Annotated in this window: 23 protein-coding genes and 1 tRNA gene; 8 read left to right on the top strand and 16 right to left on the bottom strand. The window is 67.0% G+C overall.

Annotated elements, in window-relative coordinates; translation table 11 throughout:
• The 5 genes from K1Y73_RS06705 to K1Y73_RS06685 form a co-directional block, all read right to left on the bottom strand.
• Positions 1-516, bottom strand: a 516-nt coding sequence (locus K1Y73_RS06705) for a squalene/phytoene synthase family protein (RefSeq protein WP_225027377.1), incomplete at its 3' end; no start/stop codon positions are given.
• A gap of 66 nt (positions 517-582) precedes the next feature.
• The gene (gene cimA / locus K1Y73_RS06700) at positions 583-2,205 is read right to left on the bottom strand and encodes a citramalate synthase (RefSeq protein ID WP_225027376.1); all 1,623 of its coding nucleotides are present in this window, start codon (positions 2,203-2,205) and stop codon (positions 583-585) included.
• A gap of 146 nt (positions 2,206-2,351) precedes the next feature.
• The gene (cysS, locus tag K1Y73_RS06695) at positions 2,352-3,815 is read right to left on the bottom strand and encodes a cysteine--tRNA ligase (protein ID WP_225027374.1); all 1,464 of its coding nucleotides are present in this window, start codon (positions 3,813-3,815) and stop codon (positions 2,352-2,354) included.
• A gap of 267 nt (positions 3,816-4,082) precedes the next feature.
• The gene (locus K1Y73_RS06690) at positions 4,083-4,685 is read right to left on the bottom strand and encodes an outer membrane protein (protein ID WP_225027372.1); all 603 of its coding nucleotides are present in this window, start codon (positions 4,683-4,685) and stop codon (positions 4,083-4,085) included.
• Between the two features lie 263 nt (positions 4,686-4,948).
• The gene (locus tag K1Y73_RS06685) at positions 4,949-6,766 is read right to left on the bottom strand and encodes an ABC-F family ATP-binding cassette domain-containing protein (protein WP_225027371.1); all 1,818 of its coding nucleotides are present in this window, start codon (positions 6,764-6,766) and stop codon (positions 4,949-4,951) included.
• A gap of 195 nt (positions 6,767-6,961) precedes the next feature.
• Here K1Y73_RS06685 and K1Y73_RS06680 point away from each other — a divergent pair, with 195 nt between their 5' ends.
• The gene (locus K1Y73_RS06680; protein WP_225027370.1) at positions 6,962-8,098 is read left to right on the top strand and encodes a low temperature requirement protein A; all 1,137 of its coding nucleotides are present in this window, start codon (positions 6,962-6,964) and stop codon (positions 8,096-8,098) included.
• A gap of 73 nt (positions 8,099-8,171) precedes the next feature.
• Entirely contained in the window at positions 8,172-10,211 is a 2,040-nt protein-coding gene (locus K1Y73_RS06675; RefSeq protein ID WP_225027369.1) for an ASKHA domain-containing protein, read from the top strand.
• Here the strand turns inward: K1Y73_RS06675 and K1Y73_RS06670 are convergent.
• Positions 10,208-10,729 (bottom strand): ClbS/DfsB family four-helix bundle protein, encoded by a 522-nt coding sequence (locus K1Y73_RS06670; RefSeq protein WP_225027368.1) that lies wholly within the window; start codon positions 10,727-10,729, stop codon positions 10,208-10,210. The genes K1Y73_RS06675 and K1Y73_RS06670 overlap by 4 nt on opposite strands.
• 153 nt (positions 10,730-10,882) lie before the next feature.
• On the opposite strand from K1Y73_RS06670, the gene K1Y73_RS06665 reads away from it, so the two are divergent.
• The 6 genes from K1Y73_RS06665 (at position 10,883) to K1Y73_RS06640 (ending at position 13,688) form a co-directional block, all read left to right on the top strand.
• Complete coding sequence (locus K1Y73_RS06665) at positions 10,883-11,419, top strand: sigma-70 family RNA polymerase sigma factor (RefSeq protein ID WP_225027367.1); 537 nt, start codon at positions 10,883-10,885, stop codon at positions 11,417-11,419.
• Positions 11,416-12,069 (top strand): anti-sigma factor, encoded by a 654-nt coding sequence (locus K1Y73_RS06660; RefSeq protein ID WP_225027366.1) that lies wholly within the window; start codon positions 11,416-11,418, stop codon positions 12,067-12,069. The genes K1Y73_RS06665 and K1Y73_RS06660 overlap by 4 nt, the downstream gene beginning before the upstream one ends.
• A 119-nt stretch (positions 12,070-12,188) precedes the next feature.
• Positions 12,189-12,731, top strand: coding sequence for a fasciclin domain-containing protein (locus tag K1Y73_RS06655; protein ID WP_225027364.1), 543 nt, complete (start codon positions 12,189-12,191; stop codon positions 12,729-12,731).
• Positions 12,732-12,857: 126 nt separating this feature from the next.
• A tRNA-Gly gene (locus K1Y73_RS06650) sits at positions 12,858-12,931 on the top strand.
• A gap of 22 nt (positions 12,932-12,953) precedes the next feature.
• Positions 12,954-13,271 (top strand): hypothetical protein, encoded by a 318-nt coding sequence (locus K1Y73_RS06645; protein ID WP_225027363.1) that lies wholly within the window; start codon positions 12,954-12,956, stop codon positions 13,269-13,271.
• A gap of 63 nt (positions 13,272-13,334) precedes the next feature.
• On the top strand, positions 13,335-13,688 hold the full coding sequence (locus K1Y73_RS06640) for a RidA family protein (RefSeq protein ID WP_225027362.1): 354 nt from the start codon (positions 13,335-13,337) through the stop codon (positions 13,686-13,688).
• A gap of 111 nt (positions 13,689-13,799) precedes the next feature.
• Here K1Y73_RS06640 and pgi read toward each other — a convergent pair whose 3' ends face one another.
• The 10 genes from pgi to K1Y73_RS06590 all read right to left on the bottom strand — a co-directional run bounded on the left by pgi (position 13,800) and on the right by K1Y73_RS06590 (position 25,898).
• Positions 13,800-15,401, bottom strand: a complete 1,602-nt coding sequence (gene pgi / locus K1Y73_RS06635; protein WP_225027361.1) for a glucose-6-phosphate isomerase — start codon at positions 15,399-15,401, stop codon at positions 13,800-13,802.
• Between the two features lie 19 nt (positions 15,402-15,420).
• On the bottom strand, positions 15,421-16,095 hold the full coding sequence (gene pgl / locus K1Y73_RS06630) for a 6-phosphogluconolactonase (protein WP_225027360.1): 675 nt from the start codon (positions 16,093-16,095) through the stop codon (positions 15,421-15,423).
• A complete protein-coding gene (gene zwf / locus K1Y73_RS06625) occupies positions 16,095-17,546 on the bottom strand; it encodes a glucose-6-phosphate dehydrogenase (protein ID WP_225027359.1) in 1,452 nt (483 codons plus the stop codon). Before zwf ends, pgl begins: the two co-directional genes overlap by 1 nt.
• Before the next feature lie 114 nt (positions 17,547-17,660).
• The gene (locus K1Y73_RS06620; protein WP_225027358.1) at positions 17,661-18,359 is read right to left on the bottom strand and encodes an MgtC/SapB family protein; all 699 of its coding nucleotides are present in this window, start codon (positions 18,357-18,359) and stop codon (positions 17,661-17,663) included.
• Positions 18,360-18,453: 94 nt separating this feature from the next.
• A complete protein-coding gene (locus tag K1Y73_RS06615) occupies positions 18,454-19,038 on the bottom strand; it encodes an HNH endonuclease (RefSeq protein ID WP_225027356.1) in 585 nt (194 codons plus the stop codon).
• A 255-nt stretch (positions 19,039-19,293) separates the two neighbouring features.
• Complete coding sequence (locus tag K1Y73_RS06610; protein WP_225027354.1) at positions 19,294-20,079, bottom strand: FAD binding domain-containing protein; 786 nt, start codon at positions 20,077-20,079, stop codon at positions 19,294-19,296.
• A 15-nt stretch (positions 20,080-20,094) separates the two neighbouring features.
• Positions 20,095-22,467: a xanthine dehydrogenase family protein molybdopterin-binding subunit gene (locus K1Y73_RS06605; RefSeq protein ID WP_225027352.1), complete on the bottom strand. Its 2,373-nt coding sequence runs from the start codon at positions 22,465-22,467 to the stop codon at positions 20,095-20,097.
• Between the two features lie 60 nt (positions 22,468-22,527).
• A complete protein-coding gene (locus K1Y73_RS06600) occupies positions 22,528-23,010 on the bottom strand; it encodes a (2Fe-2S)-binding protein (protein ID WP_225027350.1) in 483 nt (160 codons plus the stop codon).
• Between the two features lie 54 nt (positions 23,011-23,064).
• Positions 23,065-23,589: a CoxG family protein gene (locus K1Y73_RS06595; RefSeq protein WP_225027349.1), complete on the bottom strand. Its 525-nt coding sequence runs from the start codon at positions 23,587-23,589 to the stop codon at positions 23,065-23,067.
• A gap of 110 nt (positions 23,590-23,699) precedes the next feature.
• On the bottom strand, positions 23,700-25,898 hold the full coding sequence (locus K1Y73_RS06590; protein WP_225027347.1) for a PAS-domain containing protein: 2,199 nt from the start codon (positions 25,896-25,898) through the stop codon (positions 23,700-23,702).
• Between the last annotated feature and the right edge of the window lie 4 nt (positions 25,899-25,902).

Genomic DNA, 25,902 nt, shown 5'->3' with positions numbered 1-25,902 from the left:
GCCGCGCGCCTGCAGTTCCGGCACGGCGCGCAGGAAGCCCGCCAATCCGCTGGCCCAGCCATAGGCGCGCAGCGCCGCCTCGGCCGTGTCAGGCGCACCAAGCGCGCGCCCCGCAAGCCACATCAGCCCGCCGCCCGTCTCGTCCAGATAGGTCTCCAGCGCCGCCAGATCGGCGAAGGGCTCGGTCCAGCAATCCCAGCGCCGCGCGGCGATCAGCCGGTCCAGCGGGTCGACCGGCAGGCCGGTCTCGGTGATCAGCCGGTGCAGCGGGCCCGCCACTTCATGCGCCCGCGCAGGCCTGCCCTGCCCCGCCGCCTCGACCGTGTCGCGCCACCATTGCAGCCGCATTTCGGCGATCATCGGCTCTTTCGAGGCCCAGGGCGCGCGGGCGATTTCCAGATTGCAGGCGTAAAGCGGCAGCAGCAATTCGCGCGCCCAAAGCGGCGCGGCAAGGACGGACAGATAGCGATCGGGGTCACCGCGCTGCAACAGCGCGGCACAGGCATCCAGGCTCATGCGCCCCCCGATATCCCAGCCGCAGGCCCGGGGGAAGCGGGTTCGGCAGCGCCCGGCCGGGATGCGTCAGACCGTGGCGCCATCGCGGATCAGCTTCCACTGGATCGCATCCAGCAGCGCCTCGAACGAGGCATCGACGATGTTCGGGCTGACCCCCACCGTCGACCAGCGCCGCCCCTGCCCGTCTTCGCTGTCGATGATCACGCGGGTGACGGCTTCTGTCCCGCCCTGGGTGATCCGCACCTTGAAATCGACCAGTTTCATGTCGTCGATGGCGGCCTGATAGGGGCCCAGATCCTTGGCCAGCGCCTTGGCCAGCGCATTGACCGGGCCGCGATCGCAGCCATCGGCATCGACCGAATCCGAGACCGACATCACCTGCTGCCCGTCGATGCGCACCACGACCACCGCCTCGGACAGGCTGACCACGCGGCCCTGCCGGTCCTTGCGGCGTTCGACCGTGACACGGTAGCGGTCGACCTCGAAGAAATCGGGGCACAATCCCAATTCGCGCCGCGCCACCAGCTCGAAACTGGCCTGCGCCCCGTCATAGGCATAGCCCTGATCCTCGCGCGTCTTGATCGTGTCCAGGATCGCGGGCAGCCGCGGATCCTTGGGGTCGATCGCCACGCCGGCATCGGCCAGCCGCGCCCGCAGATTGGACTGGCCGGCCTGGTTCGACATCGGGATCAGCCGGGAATTGCCGACAAGGGCCGGGTCGATATGTTCGTAGGTGGTGGGATCCTTCAGGATCGCGCTGGCATGCAGCCCCGCCTTATGCGCGAAGGCCGAGGCGCCGACATAGGGCGCGCTGCGCAGCGGCACCCGGTTCAGGATATCGTCCAGCATCCGGCTGGTCTTGACCAGACCGCGCAGCGCATCCTGCGTCACCCCGGTTTCGATCTGGCTGGCGAAGGGTTCCTTCAGCAGCAGCGTCGGAATCAGGCTGACCAGATTGGCATTGCCACAGCGCTCGCCCAGCCCGTTCAGCGTGCCCTGGATCTGCCGCGCCCCGGCCCGCACCGCCGCCAGGCTGTTGGCCACCGCATTGCCGGTATCGTCATGGCAATGAATGCCCAGACGGTCGCCCGGAATGCCCGCCGCGATCACCTCGGCCACCACGCGCCCCACCTCTTCGGGCAGCGTGCCGCCATTGGTGTCGCAGAGAACGAGCCAGCGCGCGCCCTGATCATGCGCCGCCTTCAGGCAAGACAGCGCATAGGCCGGGTCGGCACGATAGCCATCGAAGAAATGCTCGGCATCGAACAGCACCTCGCGGCCCAGCCCGCGCAGATGGGCGAAGGTCTCGGCAATCGCGGCGCGGTTTTCGTCAAGCGAGACGCCCAGGGCGGTGGTGACATGGAACGGATGGGTCTTGCCCACCAGACAGACCGTGTCGGTGCCGGCATTCAGCACCGCCGCCAGAACATCGTCATTCCCGGCCGAGCGGCCAACGCGTTTGGTCATGCCGAAGGCGGTCATCCGGGCGCGGGTCTGCGGCGCGGCGGCGAAGAATTCGCTGTCGGTCGGGTTCGCCCCCGGCCAGCCGCCCTCGATGTAATCGACGCCCAAAGCATCCAGCGCCCGGGCGATCTGGGCCTTTTCCAGCGCCGAGAACTGCACGCCCTGGGTCTGCTGCCCGTCGCGCAACGTGGTGTCGTAAAGATAAAGGCGGTCGCGGGGGCTCATGGCTTGGTCCTTGCAGGTCCGGGCAGGTCAACGGGTGGGGGCGGCAGGCCGTGCTGCGCCCAGGCCAAATTCCTTCGAAGGAATTTGGCAAGTTTCTTCGAAGAAACTTGGCCGGAGTTTTCGAAAACTCCGGTGGGCACGGACGATCATTGCAGCGCCTCTAGCTTCGAGGCATCGAAGCCCGGGCCCGGCAGCAGTTCGACCCCGGCCTTGGACATGCGCACCTCGACCCCGGCCGCAGTCAGGGCGGATTTCAGCGCGTCGACGGCGGAGAAGTCCTTTGACGCCATGGCGGCTTCGCGCAGTGCGGTCAGACGCGCGGTGTAGGGAGCGAGATCGACGCCGGCTCCAATCCAGGCGTCCCCTCCCGCGAGCAGGAGACCCAGCAGTTGAGCCGAAGCTACAAAACGTCCCTCTATTGCATCCCCGGACTCTGCCAAGCTCGATCTGTCATTGGGATGACCGTATGCTTCGACTTTCCGCACATCTTCTAACCGGTCATAGAGACCGCGAAGCGCCTGCAATGCGCCGTGCGTATTCAGGTCGTCCGCAAGAGCGTGGACCACAACGTCGTCGGGGCGTGTGGGAGCGACACCGGTCAAGACACGGTGCCACTTCCTCAATGTAGCTTCCGCCTGCCGCGCCTTTTCCGCCGTCCAGTCCATCGGGCTGCGGTAATGCGTCATCAGGAAGACGAAGCGGATCACCTCGCCCGGGATGCCCTGGCCCAGCAGATCGCGCACGGTGAAGAAATTGCCCAGGGATTTGGACATCTTCTTGCCCTCGACCTGCAGCATCTCATTGTGCAGCCAATAGCGGGCGAAGCCGCCCTGCGGATGGGCGCAGCAGCTTTGCGCGATCTCGTTCTCATGATGCGGGAATTGCAGGTCCAGCCCGCCGCCATGAATGTCGAAACTGTCGCCCAGCAATTCGTAACTCATGGCCGAGCATTCGATATGCCAGCCCGGACGGCCGCGGCCCCAGGGGCTGTCCCAGCCCGGTAGATCGGCATCCGAGGGCTTCCACAGCACGAAATCCATCGGGTCTTCCTTGAAGGGCGCCACCTCGACCCGCGCCCCCGCGATCATGTCATCGACCGACCGGCCCGACAGCGCGCCGTAATTGCGGTAGGACCGCACCCGGAACAGAACATGACCCGCCGCCTCATAGGCATGGCCCGCCGCGATCAGCCCCTCGATCATCGCGATCATCGCGCCGATGAATTCGGTCGCCCGCGGTTCCACATCCGGGCGCAGCGCCCCCAGCGCGTCCATGTCGGCATGATACCAGGCGATGGTTTCCTCGGTCCGCTCGCGGATCAGCGCCTCAAGGCTTTCGGGCCGGCCCGCCGCCTTGCGCCGCTGCGCCTCGGCGTTGATCTTGTCATCGACATCGGTGAAATTGCGGACATATTTCACATGATCCGGCTGATATTCATTGCGCAGCAGCCGGTACAGCGTGTCAAACACCACCACCGGACGGGCGTTGCCCAGATGCGCCCGGTCATAGACCGTGGGACCGCAGACATACATGCCCACCCGGTCGCGGTTGATCGGCTGGAAGTCTTCCTTCCGCCGGGTCATCGAATTCGTCAGCCGGATGGTCACCATCTTGTCGCAGGCCCTCAGAAAGCGGCGGTCGCACAGCAGGCAGTCCCCGCGCGAGGGCTTGTCAGAAGGTCATGACGAAGCACCCGCGCCGAAAGGTCAGCGGGGAATGCAGCAGATGCGAATGGCGCGCAATGTCGTCATGGCGCGCGGGATACACGCTTTCCGGCCCAAGGCAAAGGGATTTCCGCGCGCCCGCGCCCCCCGAAACGGCCGAAGGCCCGCGATCTTTCGACCGCGGGCCCCCCGGCTGCCTGAAAGGCCGCGCCGTCAGAAGCGATAGTTCACCCGGGCGGTGACGCTGGTCGCATCCACATCCACGCCGCTACCGTCGAAATCGTCGAACTTGTGCTGCAGCACTTCGCCCGCGACGCTCCACTGGCTGTTCATCTGGTGTTCCAGACCCACGCCGTAGAAATAGCCATTGTCCGAGGCGCTGCTGCCGCCCAGCTTGGCATCCGCCCAGGCGCCGCCCGCGGTGGCATAGATCAGGTTCGAGCCCAGATCGGCCCCGGCCATCAGCTTCAGCCGCGCCACGGAATCGATCGAGCCGCCGCCGTCCAGGTCGATATTGGCGGTGTCATATTCGCCTTCAACACCCAGAACGGTCTTGCCCAGATCCCAGCGATAGCCGGCATGGATACCGCCGATCATGCCATTGCCATCGGCGCCGGCCCCGTTGGTGTCGACATCGCCATAGCCCAGCTGCGCACCGCCGTAGAAGCCGCCCCAATCGCCCGTCGGCGCCGCCACCGGCACCGGCGCCGGGGTGATGACCGGCTCGACCACGGGCTCGCTCATCCCGCCCGCAAAGGCCGCCGTGGCCATCGGCAGTGCCGCCGAAGCCGCAAGAACCATCGCAAAACGTTTCATGTCTGTCTCCTTCGTTTCGAGCCGGCCTTCACGTCCCGAATTCTGCCTTCGGGGCGAGGCGCGGCTTCGAGAGTTAACGCTGGGCATTTGCGGCGGTTCCGGCAAGGCGGGCTCAAGCGGTCGTGAGCCGGCCGCGATCGCCCGTGTGCAGCTGCAGCAAGAACCGGCCGATGCGGCGCGCGAAACGGGCCGTTCCCGGCCGATGACGCGGCGGAAGGATCATTGCGGGCGTGCGGCGGCGCCGGCCGGCGCGGATCGCCGGCTCAGGCCCGTTCGGCCAGGGCCAGCCATTCCTCTTCGGCGGCGGCCAGCGCGGCCTGACGTTCGGCCAGCCCTTCCGAGGCCTTGCGAAATTTCACCGGCTCGGCGGTGAACAGGTCGGGTTGGGCCAGGAATTCGGTCAGTTTGGCGATCTCGGCTTCCAGCCGGGCGATCAGCGCCGGCAGATCGTCGAACCGCTTGCGTTCGGTGAAGGTCAGCCCGCTGGCCGCAGGGCGCGGCGCAGGCGCGACACTCTTCACATCCGGCTTCAGCTTCGGCTCGGAAGGCGCTGTCTTCGCGACACTTTCCTGAACAGGCCTCTGCGCCGCATAGTCCGACCAGCCACCGGGATAGACCGTGGCCCGACCCTCGCCCTCAAGCGCGACGGTCATGGTGGCGACGCGGTCGATGAAATCGCGGTCATGGCTGACCAGCAGCACCGTGCCGTCGAACCCATCCAGAATGTCCTGCAACAGGTCCAGGGTTTCCACGTCCAGATCGTTGGTCGGCTCGTCCAGGATCAGCAGATTGGCGGGCTTGGCCATCAGCTTGGCCAGAAGAAGCCGCGCCTTTTCGCCGCCCGACAGGCTGCGCACCGGCGCGCGCGCCTGCGCCTCGTCGAACAGGAAATCCTTCAGATAGGCCACGACATGGCGGTTCTGCCCGCGCACCAGCACCTGATCCGTCGCGCCCGAGACCTTCAGCAGCGGATCGCCGGTCAGGTTCTCCCACAGGCTGGCATCGGCATCCAGCGCGGCACGGGTCTGGTCGAAGACCGCGATCTCCAGCTTGGTGCCCAGGGTGACCTTGCCGGAATTAGGTTCAACTTCGCCGGTCAGCATCTTGAGAAGCGTGGTCTTTCCAACCCCGTTCGGGCCCACGAAGGCCACCCGGTCGCCGCGCAGCACCCGCAAGGACAGATCGCGCACGATCACCTTGTCGCCAAAGGCCTTGGCCAGATGCTCGGCCTCGATCACCTTGCGCCCCGACGTGGCGCCGGCCTCCAGCTCCAGCGCCGCCGTGCCCTGGCGGCGGATCTGGCTGCGGCGTTCCTCGCGCAGCGCCTGCAAGGCCCGCACCCGGCCCATATTGCGCTTGCGCCGGGCCGAGATCCCCTCGACCGCCCAACGCGCCTCGGCCTTGATCTTGCGATCCAGCTTGTGGCGCGCCTCGTCCTCGGCCGCCCAAACCTCTTCACGCCAGTCTTCGAACCCGTCAAAGCCCGCCTCGCGCCGGCGCACCTCGCCCCGGTCGATCCAGAGCGTGGCACGCGACAGGGCCTTCAGGAAGGCGCGGTCATGGCTGATCAGCACGAAGGCGGCGCGGGTGTCGCGCAGCTCGGCCTCAAGCCATTCGATGGCCTGGATGTCCAGATGGTTGGTCGGCTCGTCCAAGAGCATCAGTTCCGGCGCCTCGGCCAGCAGCTTGGCCAGGGCCGCCCGTCGCCTTTCGCCGCCCGAAGCGGTCGCAACCGGCGCCTCGGGGCGGAATTTCAGCCCCTCGGCCACCACGGAAAGCCGCCAGGCGTGATCCTCGGGCAGGCCCGAGGCCGCGTAATCGCCCAGCGTCGCATAGCCCGACAGATCCGGGTCCTGCTCCATATAGCCGACGGTCACGCCCTGCGGCACGACGCGGGCGCCGCGGTCCGGCTCGACCAGGCCAGCCATCACCTTCATCAAGGTCGACTTGCCCGAGCCATTGCGCCCCACCAAGGCCAGCCGGTCGCCCGGCTGCACGGTCAGGGACAGACCGTCAAAGACGGGATTGCCGCCGAAGGTCAGGGAAATGTCGGAAAGCTGAAGAAGGGGTGCGCGCGCCATGGTCCCGGCAGCTAGGCCGGCCGGGGGCCAAGGTCAACTGCCGCCCCCGTCATCTTCGCAAAAATACCGTTCGCAAGGTCTGCCGGCCGCAAAACCCGCCTGCCCGCCGCCAACAACGCTTGCGCGGCCGGGGCGAAGTGGTTCAGCTGCGAAAAACGACCAGTGGGATATTCAATGTTTCAAGTTTTGCGCCCCATGCCGCCCCGCAACCCCGACGAACATCACCGCGTCTCGACCACGCTGGAGCTGTTCTTCGACCTGATCACCGTTCTGGCCATCGCCGCCGTCACAGCCGGGCTGCACCACGCCATCTCGGAGGGCCACGGGCTTCAGGCCCTGCCCCGCTTCATCTTCCTGTTCATCGCGATCTGGTGGGCCTGGATGAACTATACCTGGTTCGCTTCGGCCTTCGACAATGACGATGCGGTCTATCGCCTGCTGACCATGGTGATCATGGCCGGCGCGGCAATCTTTGCCGGGGGCGCCGAGCATATCTTCGCCACGCTCGACTTCAGCTACGGCCTTCTGGGTTGGGTGGTGATGCGGCTGGGGATGATCGGACTGTGGCTGCGCGCCTCGACCGGCGATCCGGCCTATCGCACGACCTGTTTGCGCTATGCCCTGGGGATCTTCATCGCGCAGCTTGGCTGGTGCGTGCTGTATTTCGGCATCGCGCCGGGCACGCCCCTGTTCCTGATCGGCGGCGCGCTGGTCTGGGTTCTGGAACTGGCGGTGCCGCCCTTTGCCGAAAGCGCCAAGGTCACCCCCTTCCACCGCCATCACATCATCGAGCGTTACGGCCTGCTGATGATCATCTCGTTGGGCGAGATCGTGCTGTCGGTCGCGCATGGCTATGGTGCCCTGTTCGCCGAGCATCCCTCGGCCACGGCGGCGCTGGTCGCGACCGCGGCGCTGGTGATCGTCTTCGCCATCTGGTGGGTGTATTTCGCCGAGGAAGAGCATCTGGCCAGTGCCCGCCTGCCGGTGGCGCTTTTGTGGGGCTATGGCCATGTGCTGGTCTTCGGCGCCACGGCGGTCCTGGGGGCGGCGGTCGCGGCCTCGGTTGACGTTGCGACCCATCACGCCCACGCCACGCAAGCTCAGGTCTCGTATTGGCTGGGCGGCAGTCTGGCGCTTTTGTGCCTGACGATCTGGGTCATCCGCGACTTGCGGCACCCTTTGCCGCCGCGGCTGAAATGGGCTTTGCCCGTCCTTGGCATGCTGTTCGCCCTGGCCGGTTTCCTGGGCCTGCCGGTCTGGGCCTTTGCGGTTCTGGCGGTGGTGATGGTGCTGTGGCGGGCCGTGCCTTTGGCCGAAAAGGGCGCGGACTGACCATCGCCTGCCGCTGGCGGGCGTTGCAGCTGCGCGCCGGCGGCCTAGAACAGGGGGGCGAACGGAGACAGCCATGACCGACCAGAATCCCCTTGTGATCTTCACCCCCTCGGGCAAGCGCGGGCGTTTTGCGCCCGGCACGCCGGTGCTGACGGCGGCGCGGCAGCTGGGCGTCGATCTCGATTCGGTCTGCGGCGGCCGCGGCATCTGCTCGAAATGCCAGATCACCCCGGGCTATGGCGAGTTTCCGAAGCACGGCGTCACCGTCTCGGCCGATGCGCTGAGCGACTGGAACGCGGTCGAGGACCGCTACAAGCGGATCCGCGGGTTGATCGACGGCCGCCGGCTGGGCTGTCAGGCGAAGATCATGGGCGATGTGGTCATCGACGTGCCGCCGGAAAGCCAGGTCCACAAGCAGGTGATCCGCAAATCCGCGACCGAGCGGCATATCGAGATGGATCCCGCCACCCGCGCGCTTTACGTCGAGGTGGAAGAGCCCGACATGGAGGAGCCCTCGGGCGATTTCGAACGGCTTGCCCGCGCCTTGAAGGCGCAATGGGGCGTCGAGCGGGTCGAGGCGGATCTGTCTGTGCTGCGCCGCCTGCAGCCGGTCCTGCGCAAGGGCGACTGGAAGGTCACCGTCGTGTTGAACCGAGGCAATCACGACGCGGCGCATCGGGTGCTGGACATCTTTCCGGGCTTTGACGAAAGCCCGCTGCTGGGCCTGGCGGTCGATCTGGGCTCGACCACCATCGCCGCGCATCTGTGCGACCTGCGCGACGGGCGGGTCCTGGCCTCGTCGGGATTGATGAACCCGCAGATCCGCTTCGGCGAGGATCTGATGAGCCGCGTCTCCTACGCGATGATGAACCCCGGCGGCGATGTGGAAATGACCCGCGCGGTGCGCGAGGCCTTGAACACGCTGGCGGCCGAGATCGCCCAGCAGGCCGGCGTCGCGGCAGAGGTGATCTACGAGATCGTGCTGGTCTGCAATCCGGTGATGCACCATCTGTTCCTGGGCATCGACCCGGTGGAATTGGGCCAGTCGCCGTTTGCGCTGGCGCTGTCCTCCAGCCTGGCGCTGGATGCGCGCGATGTCGGGCTTGCGGCGCTGAACCGCAATGCGCGGATGTATGTGCTGCCCTGCATCGCCGGCCATGTCGGCGCCGATTGCGCTGCGGTGGCGCTGTCGGAACAGCCGCAGAAATCCAAGGACATGGTGCTGATCGTCGATGTCGGCACCAATGCCGAGATCCTTCTGGGCAATGAACATCGGGTTCTGGCCTGTTCCTCGCCCACGGGTCCGGCCTTCGAAGGCGCGCAAATCTCCAGCGGGCAGCGCGCGGCGCCGGGCGCGATCGAGCGGGTTGAAATCGACCCGGTGACGAAAGAGCCGCGCTTCCGGGTGATCGGCTGCGATCTGTGGTCCGACGATCCGGGCTTTGCCGCGGCAACCGCGGTGACGGGGATCACCGGCATCTGCGGCAGCGGCATCATCGAGGCGGTGGCCGAGATGCGGATGGCAGGGCTGGTCGATGCGGGCGGGCTGATCGGCAGCCCCGAGCAGACCGGGACCGAACGCTGCCTGCCCTTCGGCCGCACCCACAGCTATCTGCTTTATGACGGGCGCGAGTCTGGTGGGCCGAAGATCATGGTCACGCAGGGCGATATCCGCGCCATCCAGCTGGCGAAATCGGCGCTTTACGCGGGCGCCCGGCTGCTGATGGACGAGATCGGGGTCGACAAGGTTGACCGGGTGGTGCTGGCCGGGGCCTTCGGGGCGCATATCAGCGCCAAACATGCGATGGTCCTGGGGATGATCCCCGATGTGCCGCTGGATCACGTGCAAAGCGCCGGCAACGCTGCCGGCACCGGCGCGCGGATCGCGCTGTTGAACCGCGCCGCGCGGGACGAGATCGAAACGGTGGTCGGCCAGATCCACAAGGTGGAAACCGCGATCGAGCCGCGCTTCCAGGAGCATTTCGTGAATGCGAATGCGATCCCCCATGCGGTGGACCCGTTCCCGGAACTGGCCCGGATCGTCACCCTGCCCGCGGTCTCGTTCAACACCGCCTCGGGGGGCGGCGAAGGCGGGCGGCGGCGGCGGCGTTAGGCCTGACGGGCGCCGGGCTGCGGCTTCCGCCAGGCCCGGATCCGCGCCCTTGCATTGGCATAGGGTGCGGCGCTGTTGAACTGGATCATCCGCCCCTTGGTCCATTTGCCATACCAGGGGCGGCCATACAGGTCTTCGTCCGTGCGCGCGGCGATGGTGTCCACCAGCCCTGCCTTGGCGCGGGCCAGGCGCGCCAGCAGATCGGGCCAGGGCAGATCGCGATGATCGGCGTAGAAGCGCTGCGCCAGCTGGCCCAGCTGGTTCCATTTGTAGCCGGTTTCGGGGAAATCCACCGTCTCGCCCCTGTCGTCGCGGTCCAGCCATTTCAACACCAGCTCGTTCCAGCCGATCAGATAGGCGACCAGATCGGCCGGGCTCATCACCGTGCCGGCGCTGTGGCCGGGCAGCGACGCCTCACGCGCGCGGGCCGGCGGCACGAGCGCCAGATCGGCGGCCAGCTTGTCGTAGCTGGTCGCGATTGCGGCCAGCAGATCCTGACGCGAGGCGGGAACGGCCATGGGAATCGTCCTGTTCGGGGGGCGGCCTGCAACAGGTAAACCCGCGCCACCGGATCGCAAACCCCTGCCCCCTGTGCAAGATCGCCGCGCCCGGCGCGGGGGCACCCGGCGTCGCCCCCTTGCAAACCCGCGGCAAGCCGCTAGGGTTTCGGCATGGATGACCCGGTCGCCGCGCTGATTTCCCGCTGTGCTGCGCAAGACCGCGCCGCCTTCCGTGCGCTTTATTCCCAGACCTCGGCGAAACTCATGGGCGTGCTTCTCCGTATGCTGGGGCAAAGGGCCGAAGCGGAGGATGCGTTGCAAGAGGTCTATACCCGTGTCTGGCTGCGGGCCGCGCGCTTCGATCCGGCGCGCGGGCGTGGCATGACATGGCTGATCGCGGTCGCGCGCAACCACGCGATTGACCGGCTGCGCGCCCGGCCCGAGGACAGTTCCGGCACCGAAGCGCTGGATCTGGCCGCAGATCCCGCCCCGCGCGCCGAGACGCAGCTGATCGCCCGGGGCGAGGTGCGGCGGATCTCGGACTGTTTCGCCACGCTCGAGCCCGCGCGCGCCGATGCGCTGCGCGGCGCCTATCTGCAGGGCCTGTCCTATGAGGCCTTGTCGGCGCGCGCAGGTATTCCGCTGAACACGATGCGCAGCTGGCTGCGCCGCGGGCTGTTGCGGCTGAAGGAGTGTCTGGAGCAATGACCGACACGCCCCTGCCCCCGCATGACGAAGATGATGGCCTGGCCGGCGAATATGTGCTGGGCAGCCTGCCCTTGTCCGACCGTCTGGCGGCCGAGGCGCGGGCGCGCAGCGATGCCGGTTTCGCGGCCCGGATCGCCGCCTGGGAAGAGCGGCTGTCGCCGCTGAACGCCGATTATGCCGAAGCGCCGGCGCCGGCCGATCTGCTGGCGAAGGTCGAGGCGCGGCTGTTCCCGTCGCCGCCGCGCCGCGCCGGCGGCTGGTTCGGCTGGGCGCTGGGCGGGCTTGCGGGCGCGGTCGCGGTTCTGGCCTTCGTGGCGCTGCCGCTCTTGCAGCCCGGGCCCGAGCATCTGGCGCATCTGGCCAGCGCCGATGGCGCCATCGCCTATGACGCGACCTGGGCCGAGGGCGATCTGATCGTCAGCCGCAGCGCCGGCAGTGCCGCGCCGCCGGGCCAGGTGCATGAACTGTGGCTGATCCCGCCGGGGGGCAAGCCCGTGTCGCTGGGCCTTCTGGAGGCCGCGCCGCTGACCCTGCCGGGCCCGCGCCCGCAGGCCGGCTGGACGCTGGCGATCACGCTGGAGCCCGCGGGCGGCAGCCCGATCGACGGCCCGACCGGGCCTCTGGTCATGTCGGCCGAGATCGGCGCCTGACATTTGCGATCACGGCTGCGTGATCGCAAGCGGGCACTGCAACTTCGCGCAAACCGGCTCGTATCTCCGGGCATGAGGCGGCGGGATGGTCCTGTCGCCCGACCCTGGGAGAGACCTGCATGAAAACCCTTCGCCTTGCCGCCGTTCTGGCGCTGACCGCGACCGCCGCTCTGGCTGGCAATCCCGAAGTCGGCGGCGCGCCGATGTATGACACCAAGACGATTGTGGAAAATGCCGCGAATTCGGCCGATCACACCACGCTTGTGGCCGCGGTGCAGGCCGCCGGTCTGGTGGAAACCCTGTCGGGCCCGGGCCCGTTCACCGTTTTCGCCCCGACGAACGAGGCCTTCGCCAAACTGCCCGCCGGCACGGTGGAAACCCTGCTGAAGCCCGAAAACAAGGACATGCTGGTCAAGATCCTGACCTGCCATGTCGTCGCGGCCGATGCGATGGCGGCGGATATCCAGAAGATGGTGGCCGATGACGGCGGCAAGCATGTGGTCAAGACCGTGGGCGGCTGTGAATTCACCGCCAGCGCCAAGGACGGCATGCTGATGATCGAAGACGGCCAGGGCAACACCGCCCATGTCACCATCGCCGATGTGAAGCAGTCGAATGGCGTCATCCATGTGATCGACACGGTGCTTCTGCCGGCGAAGTAACCCCTCACCTCGCCGTGCCGAAGGAGGCGGCCGCCGGATCCCCGCGCGGCCGCCTTCGCTTTGCCGCCGACCGGCCCCGCGACGCGCTTGACGGGCGCTTCGGCTTCGCTTAGGTCACGGGCATCGGCGGGTGTAGCTCAATGGTAGAGCAGAAGCTTCCCAAGCTTACGACGAGGGTTCGATTCCCTTCACCCGCTCCATCTCATGATCACGGGTTCGTCGATGCGTAGCGCCCCCTTGGCCCTGTCGCTGGTCCTGTTGCTGTCGGCCGCGCTGCCGGCTGCGGCCCAGAGCGCGGCCGCGCCCTGGCCCTTTGAAGGCCGCTGGGATTGCGAAGTGGGCATCTTCACCTTCACCGGACAGATCTACGCGCCGGGCGATGAGGAGATGGAGATCCTTGATATCTCCGGCGATGGCGACACCTATACGCTGACCTTCGCCGATGACTACCAGCTGTCGCTGGCGATGAACCCGGACGGCACGATGTCCTGGTTCTCGCCGGTCTCGGGCGACAGTTTCCTGTGCCAGCCCCTGCCCTGATCGCACTTTCCTTTCATCCGCCCGGCGGCTATCCCGACAGGGCAGAGTGGAAAGGAGTTCCTCATGAGCGGCGAAATCAAGCGCTATGGCGTGGGTGCCCGGATGTCCGAGGCGGTGGCCTATAACGGCATCCTCTGGCTTGCCGGCCAGGTCGGCAATCCCGGCGATTCGGTGGCGGATCAGACCAAGCAATGCCTGGCCGAAGTGGACCGCATCCTGGCCGGTGCCGGGATCGACAAGACCCGCATCCTGTCGGCGCAGATCTGGCTGGCCGATATGGCGAGCTTCGCCGAGATGAATGCGGTCTGGGACCAATGGGTGCCGCAGGGCCATACGCCCGCCCGCGCCACCGGCGAGGCCAAGCTGGCCGCCCCCGAATACAAGGTCGAGGTGATCGTCACCGCGGCGCTTCTGTAAGCGGCACGCGATCCTTCGCCGAAGGATCAAAAGGGGGCCGGCGGCCCCCTTTGTCATGACGGGAAGGGTCTTGGGCGGGATGCGATCCTTCGTCGAAGGATCGCGCGCCGCTCAGCCCTTCAGGAACGCGACCAGCGCGGCGGTCGAGCCGTCCTTGCCCTGGGTTCCGGCCTTGCCCTCCAGCACCGGCTGCAGCGCCAGCGCCAGTTCCTTGCCCAGTTCCACCCCCCATTGGTCATAAGAGTTGATCCTCAGGATCACCCCTTCGACAAAGACCCGGTGTTCGTAAAGCGCGATGATCTGGCCCAGCACGAAGGGCGTCAGCCGGTCATAGGCCAGCGTCGTCGAGGGCCGGTTGCCCGGGAAGACGCGATGGCGCGCCTGACGGTCCAGCTCGGCCCCCGTCAGCCCCTTCTTGGCCATGATCGCGCGGGCCTGGTCCAGGCTGCGGCCGCGCAGCAGCGCTTCGGATTGCGCCAGGCAATTGGCCACCAGAAGCAGGTGCTGATGCGCCAGGTCCGGCTCGTGCCCGTGCCGGGCGATCAGGAATTCGCAGGGCACAACCCGGGTGCCCTGATGGATCAGCTGGTAGAAGGCATGCTGGCCATTCGTCCCCGGCTCGCCCCAGACCACGGGGCCGGAATTCACCGTCAGGTCCGACCCGTCCAGCGCCACCCGCTTGCCGTTCGATTCCATCTCAAGCTGCTGCAGATAGGCCGGCAGGCGCGACAGGCGCTGGTCATAGGGCAGGACGGCGCGGGTCGCATGGCCGCAGATCTGATTGTGCCAGACGCCCACCAGCGCCAGCAGCACCGGCATGTTCTGCGCCAAGGGTGCGGTGGTGAAATGCGTGTCCATCGCCCGGCCACCGGCCAGGAAAGCGTCGAAATCCTGCGGGCCCACGGCGATCATCAGGCCAAGGCCGATCGGACCCCACATCGAATAGCGCCCGCCGACCCAATCCTCGAAGCCGAAGACGCGGGCGGCGTCGATGCCGAAGGCGGCGGTCTTGTCGGCGGCAGTGCTGACCGCGGCGAATTGCGCGGCGGGGTTGGCGACCTTGCCCGCCATCCAGGCCCGCGCGGTTTCGGCATTGGTCATCGTCTCGATCGTGGTGAAGGTCTTTGAGGCCACGATCACCAGCGTGGTTTCCGGGTTCAGCCCGGCCAGCGTGTCATGGATATGCGCGCCGTCCACATTCGAGACGTAATGCAGCCGCGGCCCGTCGTGAAAGGGCGCCAGCGCCAGCGTCGCCATGGCCGGGCCCAGGTCAGACCCGCCGATGCCGATATTCACCACATCGGTGATCCGCCCGCCCTGCCCCGCAAACGCGCCCGAGCGCACGTCCTCGGCGAAAGCATAGGTGCGGGCGCGGGTCGCGCGGATCTCGGGCAGCACATCGGCGCCATCGACCCCGATCACCGCCTGATCGCCGGCGCGCAGCGCCACATGCAGGACGGCGCGACCCTCGGTTTCGTTGATCTTCTCGCCCGCGAACATCGCCGCACGCCGCGCCGCCACCCCCGCCCCTTCGGCCAGGTCCAGCAGCAGCTCGCGCGCCCGGGCGTCGATCCCGGTCTTGGAATAGTCGAACAGCATGCCATCGGCCGCGACCGAGAACCCGGCCGCCCGGGCCGGATCATCGAACAGGGCCAGGATCGGGCGGTCCGCCGTGGCGGCGTGATGGGCCTTCAGCGCATCCCATTGCGTCATATGTCTTCCCCGGATCGGCCTATTCGGCCCAGTGGACGGTTGCATTGGCCAGCAGCGCCTTGATCGGTGCCTCGGCCGGCGTCAAGCCCTGGGCGCGTTCCAGCGCCGCGCGCTTTTCCGCCCCGGTGATCAGAACATGGATCTTCAGCGCCCCCTGCAGCACCGGCGCGGTCAGCGTCACCCGCGGCTCGCCCGCCGCCTCGGCCCGCATCGGCATCAGCAACGGCGCCGAAGCGGCCAGCGCCTCGGCCAGCCGGTCGGCGCCGGGGAAAAGCGAGGCGGTGTGCATGTCGGTCCCCATGCCCAACAGAAGGACCGAAATCGGCAGATGCGGGCGCAGCCCGTCTTCCAGGACCTCAAGCGCCTGTTCCGGCTCGGCCGCGCCGGGCAGCCACAGCGGCACCAGCCGCGCCCGGGCCGCGCGCCCGCGCAACAGATGTTCGCGCAAGAGCCGCGTGTTCGAGCGCGGATCGTCCTCGGGCACCCAGCGCTCATCGTTCAGGAAAACCGCGACATTCGGCCAGTCCAGATCGACGCCCGACAGCGTGTCGAAGACCGGCCCCGGCGTCGTGCCGCCCGGCACGCAAAGCGAGGCGCGGCCCTCGCGGCGCAGAAAATCGGCCAATTCGCCGGCGATCTTGTCGGCCAGCGACAGATACATCAGCTCGCGGTCCGGATAGTCGACAAATTCCATTACCTGATCTCCCGCCAGCGCCGCCCATCGCGGTGCATCAGCATCAATGCATCTTCGGGCCCCGAGGTTCCGGCGTCATAGGGCTGAGGCCGGTCGCTGCGCTCTTCCCAGCCCTCGATGATCGGGTCGGTCCAGGCCCAGGCGGCCTCGACCTCGTCGCCGCGCATGAACAGGGTCTGATTGCCACGGATCACATCCATGATCAGCCGCTCATAGGCATCGGGCACATCTTCGGCCTCGGGGCCCAGAGCCTCGGCGAAGGACATGTCCAATGGCACCTGCGTCAGCCGCATTCCGCCCGGTCCCGGTTCCTTGATCATCACCATCAGATGCATGCCCTCATCGGGTTGCAGGCGGATGACAAGCACATTCTCGCGCCAGCCTTCGGCATCGTCGAAGATCGAATGCGGCGGCTCGCGGAAGGTCACGGCAATCTCGCTGGCCCGCGCGCGCAGCCTTTTGCCGGTGCGCAGATAGAAGGGCGTGCCCTTCCAGCGCCAGTTGGAAATCGCCACTTTCAGCGCGATATAGCTTTCGGTCCGGCTTTGCGGGTTCTCGGAATGCTCAAGATACCCGCCCTCGCCCGACCCGGCCAGATACTGGCCGCGCACGATGTCATGCGACGGCACCGGATCCAGCGCGCGGATCACCTTCAGCTTCTCGTCGCGCACCGCATCCGGATCGAAGTGATAGGGCGGCTCCATCGCGATCAGGCACAGAAGCTGCATCAGGTGGTTCTGCACCATGTCCCGCATCGCGCCCGACTTGTCGTAATAGGCGCCGCGGCCATCGACCCCCACCGTCTCGGCCACGGTGATCTGGACATGGTCGATATATTCCGACTTCCACAAGGGCTCGAACAGGATATTGGCAAAGCGCACCGCCATCAGGTTCTGGACGGTTTCCTTGCCCAGATAATGGTCGATCCGGTAGATCTGGCCTTCGGCGAAATGCAGCGCCAGCGTGGCGTTCAGCGCCCGGGCCGAGGCCAGATCGCGGCCGAACGGCTTTTCCACCACGATCCGCGCTTCGGGCCCGGCGATGCCATGGCTGGTCAGCCGCTCGGCAATGTCACCGAACAGCGCCGGCGCCACTGAGAAGTAATAGGCCTGCACCACGTCGATGCGCATGGTCTGCTTCAGCTGCGCCCAGCCCTGCTCGCCCCGGGCGTCGATGGCGATGTAGAACAGCCGCTGCAGGAAGGCGCCCAGACTGTCGGCATCGCGCCGCGCCTCGGGCACGAACTCGGCGATCGACTCGGCGATCATGCCGCGGAATTCGTCATCGTCATGCTCGCCGCGCGCGGCGCCGATGATCCGCGCCTCGGCCGGGATCTGCCCGGCCTGAAAGCGGCGGTAGAGACCCGGAAAGATCTTGCGCCGGGCCAGATCGCCCGTGCCGCCAAAGATCACCAGATCGAAGGGATCCACCGGAATGACGCGCACGACCATGGCGGTTCCTCGCTTGACTGTTAGCGCTAACGGGGGCGTTCTAGCGCGAAGCCCGCGCCCTGTCTAGCATCGCAGCGCGGGTGCCGGAAAGCGAGAAGGCGGCCGCGGCCTGCGCTAGGCCTCGTCCAGCGACTGCCAGCGCACACGAATAAGGCCCGGCTCGGCGGCAAGGCGCTGAACCGCCTGTTCCAGCGCCAGCTCTCCGGGCCCCTCGGCGCTGACCGTGGCCGAGAGGTCCAGCCCCGACCCCCGGTCCGAGGGCCGCACGTCGATCTCGCTCAGATGCATGCCGGCCAGCGACAGGGTGCGCAGGATCAGCCCGCGCGCCATGGCTTCCTGCGCCTCGGCCACCGTCACCTCGACCCGGAAGCTGCGCAGGATCGGAACGCCGGCCCGGGTCTTGCGCTTCAGCCATTTCACCAGGGGCCGCAGCCCCAGATTCACGAAGACCACGCAGCCCGTCATCACCAGCGCATGGTCCCAATGCCCGGCCCCGGCCAGAATGCCCACGCCCGCCGAACACCACAGCGTCGCGGCCGTGTTCAGCCCATGCACGTTGAACCCGTCGCGAAAGATGATCCCGGCGCCCAGAAAGCCGATCCCCGACACGACCTGCGCCGCCACCCGCGTGGGCGACACCTCGTCCGGGAACAACTGCGAGAAGACCACGAAACAGGCCGCCCCCAGCGCCACCAGCGCATTGGTGCGCAGGCCCGCCATGCGCTGACGCACCTGTCGTTCAGACCCGATCAGCGCCCCGCAGGATAGGGCAACAAACAGGTTGAACGCGGCGATATGCAGGGGAATGACCATGGGCGTCTCCGACAGGAAGCCGCCACCTGATCATGCGGGCCGGGATTTGTGAAGCTTTTGTAACGACCAGATGACACAGGAAAGCGACCTTGCCTCAGGCCTCCAGCTCGGCATCCCAGTACAGGTAGTCCATCCAGCTGTCGTGCAGGAAATTCGGCGGGAAGCGGCGGCCATGGCCCTGCATCTCGGCCGCCGTGGGCGCGCGCGGCGGCTTGCGCAGCTGCAGGCCCGATTGCCGCAGCGTCTTGTTGGCCTTGTGCAGATTGCAGGGGCTGCAGGCGGCAACGACGTTTTCCCAAGACGTGATCCCCCCGCGCGATCGCGGGATGACATGGTCGAAGGTCAGATCGCCCTTGGCGCCGCAATACTGGCAGCAGAATTCGTCCCTTAGAAAAAGATTGAAGCGCGTGAAGGCCACGCGCTTCTGGGGTTTTACGAATTCTTTCAAGACGACGACCGAGGGGATCCTGAATTCCTGCCTTTGGCTGCGCACCACATGATCGTATTCGGCGACGATCTGCACCCGGTCCAGGAAGGCGGCCTTGATCGCTTCCTGCCAGGGCCAAAGCGACAGCGGGTAATAGCTGAGCGGTCGGTAATCGGCGTTCAGCACCAGCGCGGGGAAATGCTTCAACCCCGCGGGTTCGCGCACGAATTGAGTTCTGAAATCGCCGTCCATTCCGTCCGAGACTCCGTTCCTGCCCCGTCTGCCAGACCTGGCCCGAGGGCGGGGAGCCCCGCCCCGACAGCCTGACTATATCTGGGAGTTCGATCGGTGCAACCCCCCAGCACCTGTGGGCCCGACGCGGGGCCCTGCCGATATCCCTGCCGGGATTCGGCAACGCCCAGATGACACTCCAGCCCGGGCGGGTTGGAAAAGTGCAAACGGCCCGGGCTTTGGGGCCCGGGCCGTTGCCTTGCCGTCAGATGCGGCTCAGGCGGCGGCGACGGCGCGTTTCGTCAGCACCTTGATCAGGTTTGCCCGATATTCCGGCGTTCCGTGAAGATCGCCCATCAGGCCCGAGGGATCGACCGAAAGGCCGTCGACCGCCGCGGGGCTGAAGTCTTTCGACAGCGCTTCTTCCGCCTCGGTCCAGCGGAAAACGCCATCGGCGCCGGCGCCGGTGACGGCGACCCGCACGCCCGAGGCGAATTTCGCCACGAAGACCCCGGTCAGCGCAAAGCGGCTGGCCGGCTGGTTGAACTTCACATAGGCCGCCTTTTCCGGGATCGGGAAGATCACCTGGGTGACGATCTCGCCCTCTTCCAGCGCCGTGGTGAACAGGCCCTGGAAATAGTCATCGGCCGCGATCTTGCGCCGGTCGGTCACCACCGTCGCCCCCGAGGCCAGCACGGCCGAAGGATAGCAGGCCGCCGGGTCATTGTTGGCGATCGAGCCGCCGATCGTGCCGCGGTTGCGCACCATCGGATCGCCGATCCCGCCGGCCAGGGCGGCAAGGCCGGGATAGGCGGCCTTCGCCTCGGCCGCGACCACGGCATGGGGCGTCGCCCCGCCGACCGTCAATTGCCCGCCCGCCGCCGAGACGCCCTTCATCTCGGCGATCCCGGTCAGGCTGACCAGCGTGCCCGGTGCGGCCAGCCGCTGCTTCATCGTGGCGATCAGCGTCTGCCCGCCCGACAGCGCCTGCGCGCCGTCTTCCTTCAGGGCCTTCACCGCATCGGCAATCGAGGCGGGTTTCACGAATTCGAAGTCATACATGATGATCCCTCCCCTTTACGCCTGCATCGCCTGCCAGACCCGCGACGGCGAGACCGGCATGTCGATATGGCTGATCCCCGTATGGCCGCCGCGCCGCAGCGCATCGACCACCGCATTGACCACCGCCGGCGGCGAGCCGATGGCGCCGGCCTCGCCGCAGCCCTTCACCCCAAGCGGGTTATGGGTGCAGGGCGTGTTGCAGCTGTGATCGACAGTGTAGAACGGCACGTCATCGGCCCGCGGCATGGCGTAATCCATGAAGCTGCCCGACAGAAGCTGGCCGTTTTCGTCATAGGTGGTGTTTTCCAGCAGCGCCTGACCGATCCCCTGCCCCACGCCGCCATGCACCTGACCCTGAACGATCAAGGGGTTCATGACATTGCCGAAATCATCGGCCGCGGTGAAGGACAGGATCTCGACCCGGCCGGTATCCGGATCGACCTCGACCTCGCAGGCATAGGCGCCGGCGGGATAGGTGAAGTTGCCCGGATCGTAGAAGGCCGATTCCTCAAGCCCCGGCTCCAGCGTCTCGAGCGGGTAGTTGTGCGGCACATAGGCCGAGAAGGCGATCTCGCCGAAAGTCTTCGCCTTGTCGGTGCCGGCCACCTGGAACTTGCCGTTCTCGAAGGTGATGTCGTCCTCGGCCGCTTCCAGCATATGGGCGGCGATCTTCTTGCCCTTGGCGATGATCTTGTCGACCGCCTTCACCATGGCCGATCCGGCAACCGCCAGGCTGCGCGAGCCGTAAGAGCCCATGCCGAAAGGAATTTTCGACGTGTCGCCATGGACGATCTCGATCGAGGATTCCGGGATGCCCAGTTTTTCGGCCACGACCTGCGCGAAGACCGTCTCATGGCCCTGGCCGTGGCTGTGGGCGCCGGTCATCACCGAAAGATTGCCGGTCGCGTTCACCCGCACCGTGGCCGCATCGAACAGCCCGACCCGGCTGCCCAACACGCCCACCAGGTTCGAGGGCGCAATGCCGCAAGCCTCGATCCAGGTCGAATAGCCGATGCCGCGCAGCTTGCCGCGCGCCTTCGACTCGGCCGCGCGTTTTTCAAAGCCCGCCACGTCGGCCAGCTCGACCATCTTGTCCAGCGTCGCGGCATAATTGCCGGTGTCGTAAACCAGGCCCACGGGCGTGGTGTAAGGGTACTGATCGGCGCCGATCAGGTTCTTGCGGCGGATCTCCAGCTTGTCGATCCCCAGCTCGTCCGCGGCCTTGTCGACGATCCGCTCGATCGAGAACGTCGCTTCCGGCCGGCCCGCGCCGCGATAGGCATCGACCGGGGCGGTGTTGGTGAAAACGGCTTTCACGTTCACGTAGACCAGCGGCGTTTTGTAGGGCCCCGCCATCAGCGTGCCATGCAGGAAGGTCGGCGTCGCGGTGGCGAAGTTCGACAGATAGGCGCCGACATTGGCCAGGGTCTCGGTGCGCAGCGCGAGGAAGGTGCCATCCTTTTCGCAAGCCAGCTGGATCTTCGTCACATGGTCGCGGCCATGCGCATCCGACAGGAAGCTTTCGGTCCGGTCGGCCACCCATTTCACCGGCCGTTTCAAGGCCTTGGCGGCGGCCAGCACCGCGGCCTCTTCGCCGTAATGGTAGATCTTCGAGCCGAAGCCGCCGCCCACATCGGGGGCGATCACGGTCAGCTTATGCTCGGGAATGCCCATCACGAAGGCCGCGATCAGCAGGCGGTGCAGGTGCGGGTTCTGCGAGGTGGTGTAAAGCGTGTAATCCTCGGTCCCCGGGTTGTAATCGGCCAGCGAAGCGCGCGGCTCCATCGCATTCGGGACCAGGCGGTTGTTCACCAGTTCCAGCGTGGTCACATGCGGGGCCTTGGCGAAAGCCTCTTCCACCGCGGCGCGGTTGTCCTCGATCCAGCCCCAGTCGAAGCACAGATTGTCGGGGATCTCGTCATGCACGCGATTGCCGCTGTCGGCCAGCGCGGCCTTCATGTCGACGATGGCGGGCAGTTCGGTGATGTCGGCCTCGATCGCCGCCACCGCGTCGCGCGCCTGTTCCACCGTCTCGGCCACCACGACCGCATAGGCGTCGCCCACATGGCGCACCTTGCCATGGGCCAGAACCGGCCGCTTCGGCTCGCGCATCGGGGTGCCGTCGCGGCTGTTGATCAGCCAGCCGGCGGGGTTGCCCCCCATGGCGGCGAAATCCTCGCCCGTCATGACGCACAAGACGCCCGGCATTTCGGAAGCGGCCCTGGTGTCGATCGCATTGATCTTGCCATGCGCCACTTCGCTGCGCGCGAAGGCGGCATAGGCCTGCCCGCGCAGATTGATATCGGCCGTGTAGCGGCCCTTCCCGGTCAGAAACCGGATGTCCTCGCGGCGCTTCATCGGAGCGCCAATGCCCGTGTCCTTCGGCATGAAATCCTCCCTCTGGCCCGACCGCATGGCAGCGGCGGGCGGATTGCGATTGGCGCGTGATCAGGCCGGAATGGCCGTGATGTCCTGGCCCGAGGCCTGCAGCACAGCCTTGACGATGTTGTGATAGCCGGTGCAGCGGCAGAGATTGCCTTCCAGCCCGTGGCGAACTTCGGCCTCGCTGGGCGTCGGATTGTCGGCCAGCAGCGCCGCCGAGGCCATCACCATGCCCGGGGTGCAGAAGCCGCATTGCAGCCCGTGGCAATCCTGGAAGGCCTGCTGCAGCACCGAAAGCGAGCCGTCGGCATTGGCCATGCCCTCGATCGTCTTCACTTCGGCCCCGGCCACATCCAGCGCGAAGACGGTGCAGGATTTCACCGCCCGCCCGTTCACATGCACGGTGCAGGCGCCGCATTGGCTGGTGTCGCATCCGATATGGGTGCCGGTCAGGCCCAGCCCCTCGCGCAGAAAGCCGGACAGCAGCGTCCGGCCTTCAACCTCGCCCGAGACGGTCTTGCCGTTCACGGTCATGGTGACTTTCGTCATGTCGTCCTCCCTTGGAATCCCTGGGTAGTTTGCGGTCTTGCGGAACGGCGACACTCAGCCGCCGGTCAGCCGCTTGAACCAGCCTTTCTTCTTTTCCCCCGAATCGGCAACGCCTTCCTCGGCCGCCGGCTCTTCGGCCGGGCCTTCGACGGCGGCCTGGAAGCGCGAGAAGAAATCGTCGGCCATCTTCTTGGCGAAACTGTCGATGATCCGGCTGCCCAGCTGCGCGATCTTGCCGCCGACGCTGGCATCGACATCATAGGTCAGCAGCGTGCCCTCGCCCGAGGGCGCCAGCGTCACCACCGCGCCGCCCTTGGCAAAGCCCGCGACGCCGCCCTTGCCTTCACCCGAGATCTTGACCGACTGGCCTTCGACGATGTCGGACAGGCTGACGATGCCGGTGAAAGTGGCCGAGACCGGGCCGACCTTCTGCTTCACCACCGCCTCATAGCCTTCCGCGACCGAGCCGGTCAGGCTTTGGCAGCCGGGGATGCATTCCTTCAGCACCTCCGGGTCAAGGATCGCCTGCCAGACGATGGCAGGCGCAGCGGCAATCTCGCGGCTGTCGGTCAGTTTCATGCAATCCTCCCCGTCGGGTCGGCCAATGCGCGCCTCCCCCAATGCTGATCGCAGCCTAGCGGTCCCGGCCGCGCGCTGCCATGCTGCCTTGGTCGTAAGACCAGGCCGCGTCACAGATGCGCGAGAACCTGCTCCAGCTCGCGCGGCTCGATCGGCTTCAGGATCAACCCCATCCCCGCCGCCCGGGCCGAACCGGCCAGATCCCGGCTGCGATCCGCCGTGATCAGCCAGACCGGCAGCGGGCCGTGCAGCGCGCGGAAATCCAGCAGGAAGGACAGGCCGGTGCGCCCCTCGCCCAATTGATGGTCGGCCAGGATCAGATCGGGCAGGATGCCGATCTCGTCAATCAGCCGCAGCGCCTCTTCCCCTGATCCGGCCTCGATCACCGTCAGCCCGTATCTTTCCAGCGTCAAGACCAACGCCGCCCGCAGTTCCACGTCGTTTTCCACCAGAAGCGCGATCTTGTCCTGCGCGGTGGGGCGCGGCGGCGGGCTTGCATCGGCCACCGCCTCGGGCGGGGTCTCGGCCACCAGGGGCAGCTCCAGCGCAAAACAAGTGCCGCGGCCCGGGGTCGAGTCCAGGCTTAGCCCATGGCCCAGAAGCGCACAGGCCCGCTCGACAATGGCCAGGCCCAGCCCCATCCCTTCCGAGGCCGAGGCGCGGGCGTTCAGCCGGTGGAATTCCTTGAAGATGTCGCGCTGCGCCTCGGCGGGGATGCCGGGGCCGGTATCGCGCACCTCCAGCCGGATCAGCGCGCCCCGATGCCGCGCCCCCACCAGCACCCGGCCGCGATCCGTATAGCGGATCGCGTTGGAAATCAGGTTCTGCAGGATCCGCCGCAGATAGGCCGGATCGCTTTCCACCACCGCCTGACAGGGCACGGTGATCAGCCGCAGTCCCTTGGCCGCGGCCATCGGGGCGAAATCCTCGGCCAGACGGCGCAGAAGCGGGTCCAGCGCCACCGGCCCGACGCTGAGCGCGGCCTTGCCCGATTCCAGCCGCGAGATATCCAGCAGCGCCGCCAGCAAGCCTTCAACCGACAGAAGCGCGTTCTGCGCCTTGTCCAGCGCCACCCGCGCGGCCGGCGCCAAAGCCTCGTCGTCAATCGACGAGATATACAGTTTCGCGGCCGACAGCGGTTGCAGCAGGTCATGGCTGGCCGCCGCCACAAAGCGCGAGCGGCTGGCATTCGCGCGTTCCGCATCGGCCAGCGCATCCTGCAATTCCAGCGTGCGTTCGGCCACCCGCGCCTCAAGCGTCTCATTCGCCCGGCTCAGCGCCGCCAGCGCCGCGCGCTCGGCGGTGACATCGGTGAAGCTCATCACAAAGCCGGAATCGGGCATTTCCTGCGCGAAGACATCCAGGATCAGCTCGCTGCCGCGGCGCAGCTCGAACGAGATCGGCGCCCGGCCGGGCCCGGCCGCCACCCAGGCCAGCAGCCGGTCGCGCGCAACCGGCACCGGGCCGCCGAAACTCAGCTGTTCGCTCAGCCGGGCGAACAGCGTCTGGAACGACACGCCGACCCGCGTCACGCTGGCCGGCAGCGCCAGAAGCGTGGCAAGCCGCCGGTTCCAGCCGCCCAGATGCCCGCCCGCATCAAAGATCGCCACGCCCTGGTTGATATGGTCCAGCGTCGCGCGGATCATCCGGGCCTGATCGTCCAAGAGCCGGCCGCGTTCGTGCCGTTCGGTGCGGATGATCTCGGTCACATCGGTCTGCAGGATCACCGTCCCGCCATCGGCGGTGCGATGTTCGCTGACCTGCACCCAGTGATCGGCATCCATCCGGACGTTGAAGATCACATGCCGGTCCTGATGCCGGCGCATCCGCGCCACCGCCCAGTCATCGGGCGTGGTGCCGTCGGGCAGCGACAGAAAGCGCGAGCAGCTGACCAGGCCCACGTAATCGGCAAACGAGATTCCCGGCCGCAGGCTGGCGCGGATATCGGGCATGTGCATGCCGAAGCGCGAATTGCACATCACCAGCTTTTCGCCCACGTCGAACAGCGCAAAGCCTTCCTGGATCGTCTCGATCGCGTTTGCCAGGTTCTGGCGCGCGCTTTCGGCCTCGCGCATCGCCTCGGCCAGGCGGCTGTTCGAGTTGTTCAGCAGGTCCAGCGCATGGCCCAACTCGCGCGTGCGGGCGCGGACCTGATCCTCCAGCAGGACGGCACGCTGGAACTGCGCATAGGCGGCACCGGAATCGTCGGTAATCTGCTCGACCCGGCGCATCAGCACCTGCGCGATGGTCAGAAGCTTCTCGCGCTGCCGCTCGGGGCTGTCGGAGGGGTCGATCAGCGCCTCGATCATCGCG

This window comes from Xinfangfangia pollutisoli (assembly GCF_020179405.1).
GTDB lineage: Bacteria > Pseudomonadota > Alphaproteobacteria > Rhodobacterales > Rhodobacteraceae > Pseudogemmobacter > Pseudogemmobacter pollutisoli.
Note: the sequence above shows the minus strand (reverse complement) of the source record. Positions and strands in the feature narration are given on the sequence as shown.

Coding starts and splice junctions, on each gene's coding strand:
- cimA (WP_225027376.1), bottom strand. CDS start 2,205: ATGAGCCCCCGCGACCGCCTTTATCTTTACGACACCACGTTGCGCGAC.
- cysS (WP_225027374.1), bottom strand. CDS start 3,815: ATGGTGACCATCCGGCTGACGAATTCGATGACCCGGCGGAAGGAAGAC.
- K1Y73_RS06690 (WP_225027372.1), bottom strand. CDS start 4,685: ATGAAACGTTTTGCGATGGTTCTTGCGGCTTCGGCGGCACTGCCGATG.
- K1Y73_RS06685 (WP_225027371.1), bottom strand. CDS start 6,766: ATGGCGCGCGCACCCCTTCTTCAGCTTTCCGACATTTCCCTGACCTTC.
- K1Y73_RS06680 (WP_225027370.1), top strand. CDS start 6,962: ATGCCGCCCCGCAACCCCGACGAACATCACCGCGTCTCGACCACGCTG.
- K1Y73_RS06675 (WP_225027369.1), top strand. CDS start 8,172: ATGACCGACCAGAATCCCCTTGTGATCTTCACCCCCTCGGGCAAGCGC.
- K1Y73_RS06670 (WP_225027368.1), bottom strand. CDS start 10,729: ATGGCCGTTCCCGCCTCGCGTCAGGATCTGCTGGCCGCAATCGCGACC.
- K1Y73_RS06665 (WP_225027367.1), top strand. CDS start 10,883: ATGGATGACCCGGTCGCCGCGCTGATTTCCCGCTGTGCTGCGCAAGAC.
- K1Y73_RS06660 (WP_225027366.1), top strand. CDS start 11,416: ATGACCGACACGCCCCTGCCCCCGCATGACGAAGATGATGGCCTGGCC.
- K1Y73_RS06655 (WP_225027364.1), top strand. CDS start 12,189: ATGAAAACCCTTCGCCTTGCCGCCGTTCTGGCGCTGACCGCGACCGCC.
- K1Y73_RS06645 (WP_225027363.1), top strand. CDS start 12,954: ATGCGTAGCGCCCCCTTGGCCCTGTCGCTGGTCCTGTTGCTGTCGGCC.
- K1Y73_RS06640 (WP_225027362.1), top strand. CDS start 13,335: ATGAGCGGCGAAATCAAGCGCTATGGCGTGGGTGCCCGGATGTCCGAG.
- pgi (WP_225027361.1), bottom strand. CDS start 15,401: ATGACGCAATGGGATGCGCTGAAGGCCCATCACGCCGCCACGGCGGAC.
- pgl (WP_225027360.1), bottom strand. CDS start 16,095: ATGGAATTTGTCGACTATCCGGACCGCGAGCTGATGTATCTGTCGCTG.
- zwf (WP_225027359.1), bottom strand. CDS start 17,546: ATGGTCGTGCGCGTCATTCCGGTGGATCCCTTCGATCTGGTGATCTTT.
- K1Y73_RS06620 (WP_225027358.1), bottom strand. CDS start 18,359: ATGGTCATTCCCCTGCATATCGCCGCGTTCAACCTGTTTGTTGCCCTA.
- K1Y73_RS06615 (WP_225027356.1), bottom strand. CDS start 19,038: ATGGACGGCGATTTCAGAACTCAATTCGTGCGCGAACCCGCGGGGTTG.
- K1Y73_RS06610 (WP_225027354.1), bottom strand. CDS start 20,079: ATGTATGACTTCGAATTCGTGAAACCCGCCTCGATTGCCGATGCGGTG.
- K1Y73_RS06605 (WP_225027352.1), bottom strand. CDS start 22,467: ATGCCGAAGGACACGGGCATTGGCGCTCCGATGAAGCGCCGCGAGGAC.
- K1Y73_RS06600 (WP_225027350.1), bottom strand. CDS start 23,010: ATGACGAAAGTCACCATGACCGTGAACGGCAAGACCGTCTCGGGCGAG.
- K1Y73_RS06595 (WP_225027349.1), bottom strand. CDS start 23,589: ATGAAACTGACCGACAGCCGCGAGATTGCCGCTGCGCCTGCCATCGTC.
- K1Y73_RS06590 (WP_225027347.1), bottom strand. CDS start 25,898: ATGATCGAGGCGCTGATCGACCCCTCCGACAGCCCCGAGCGGCAGCGC.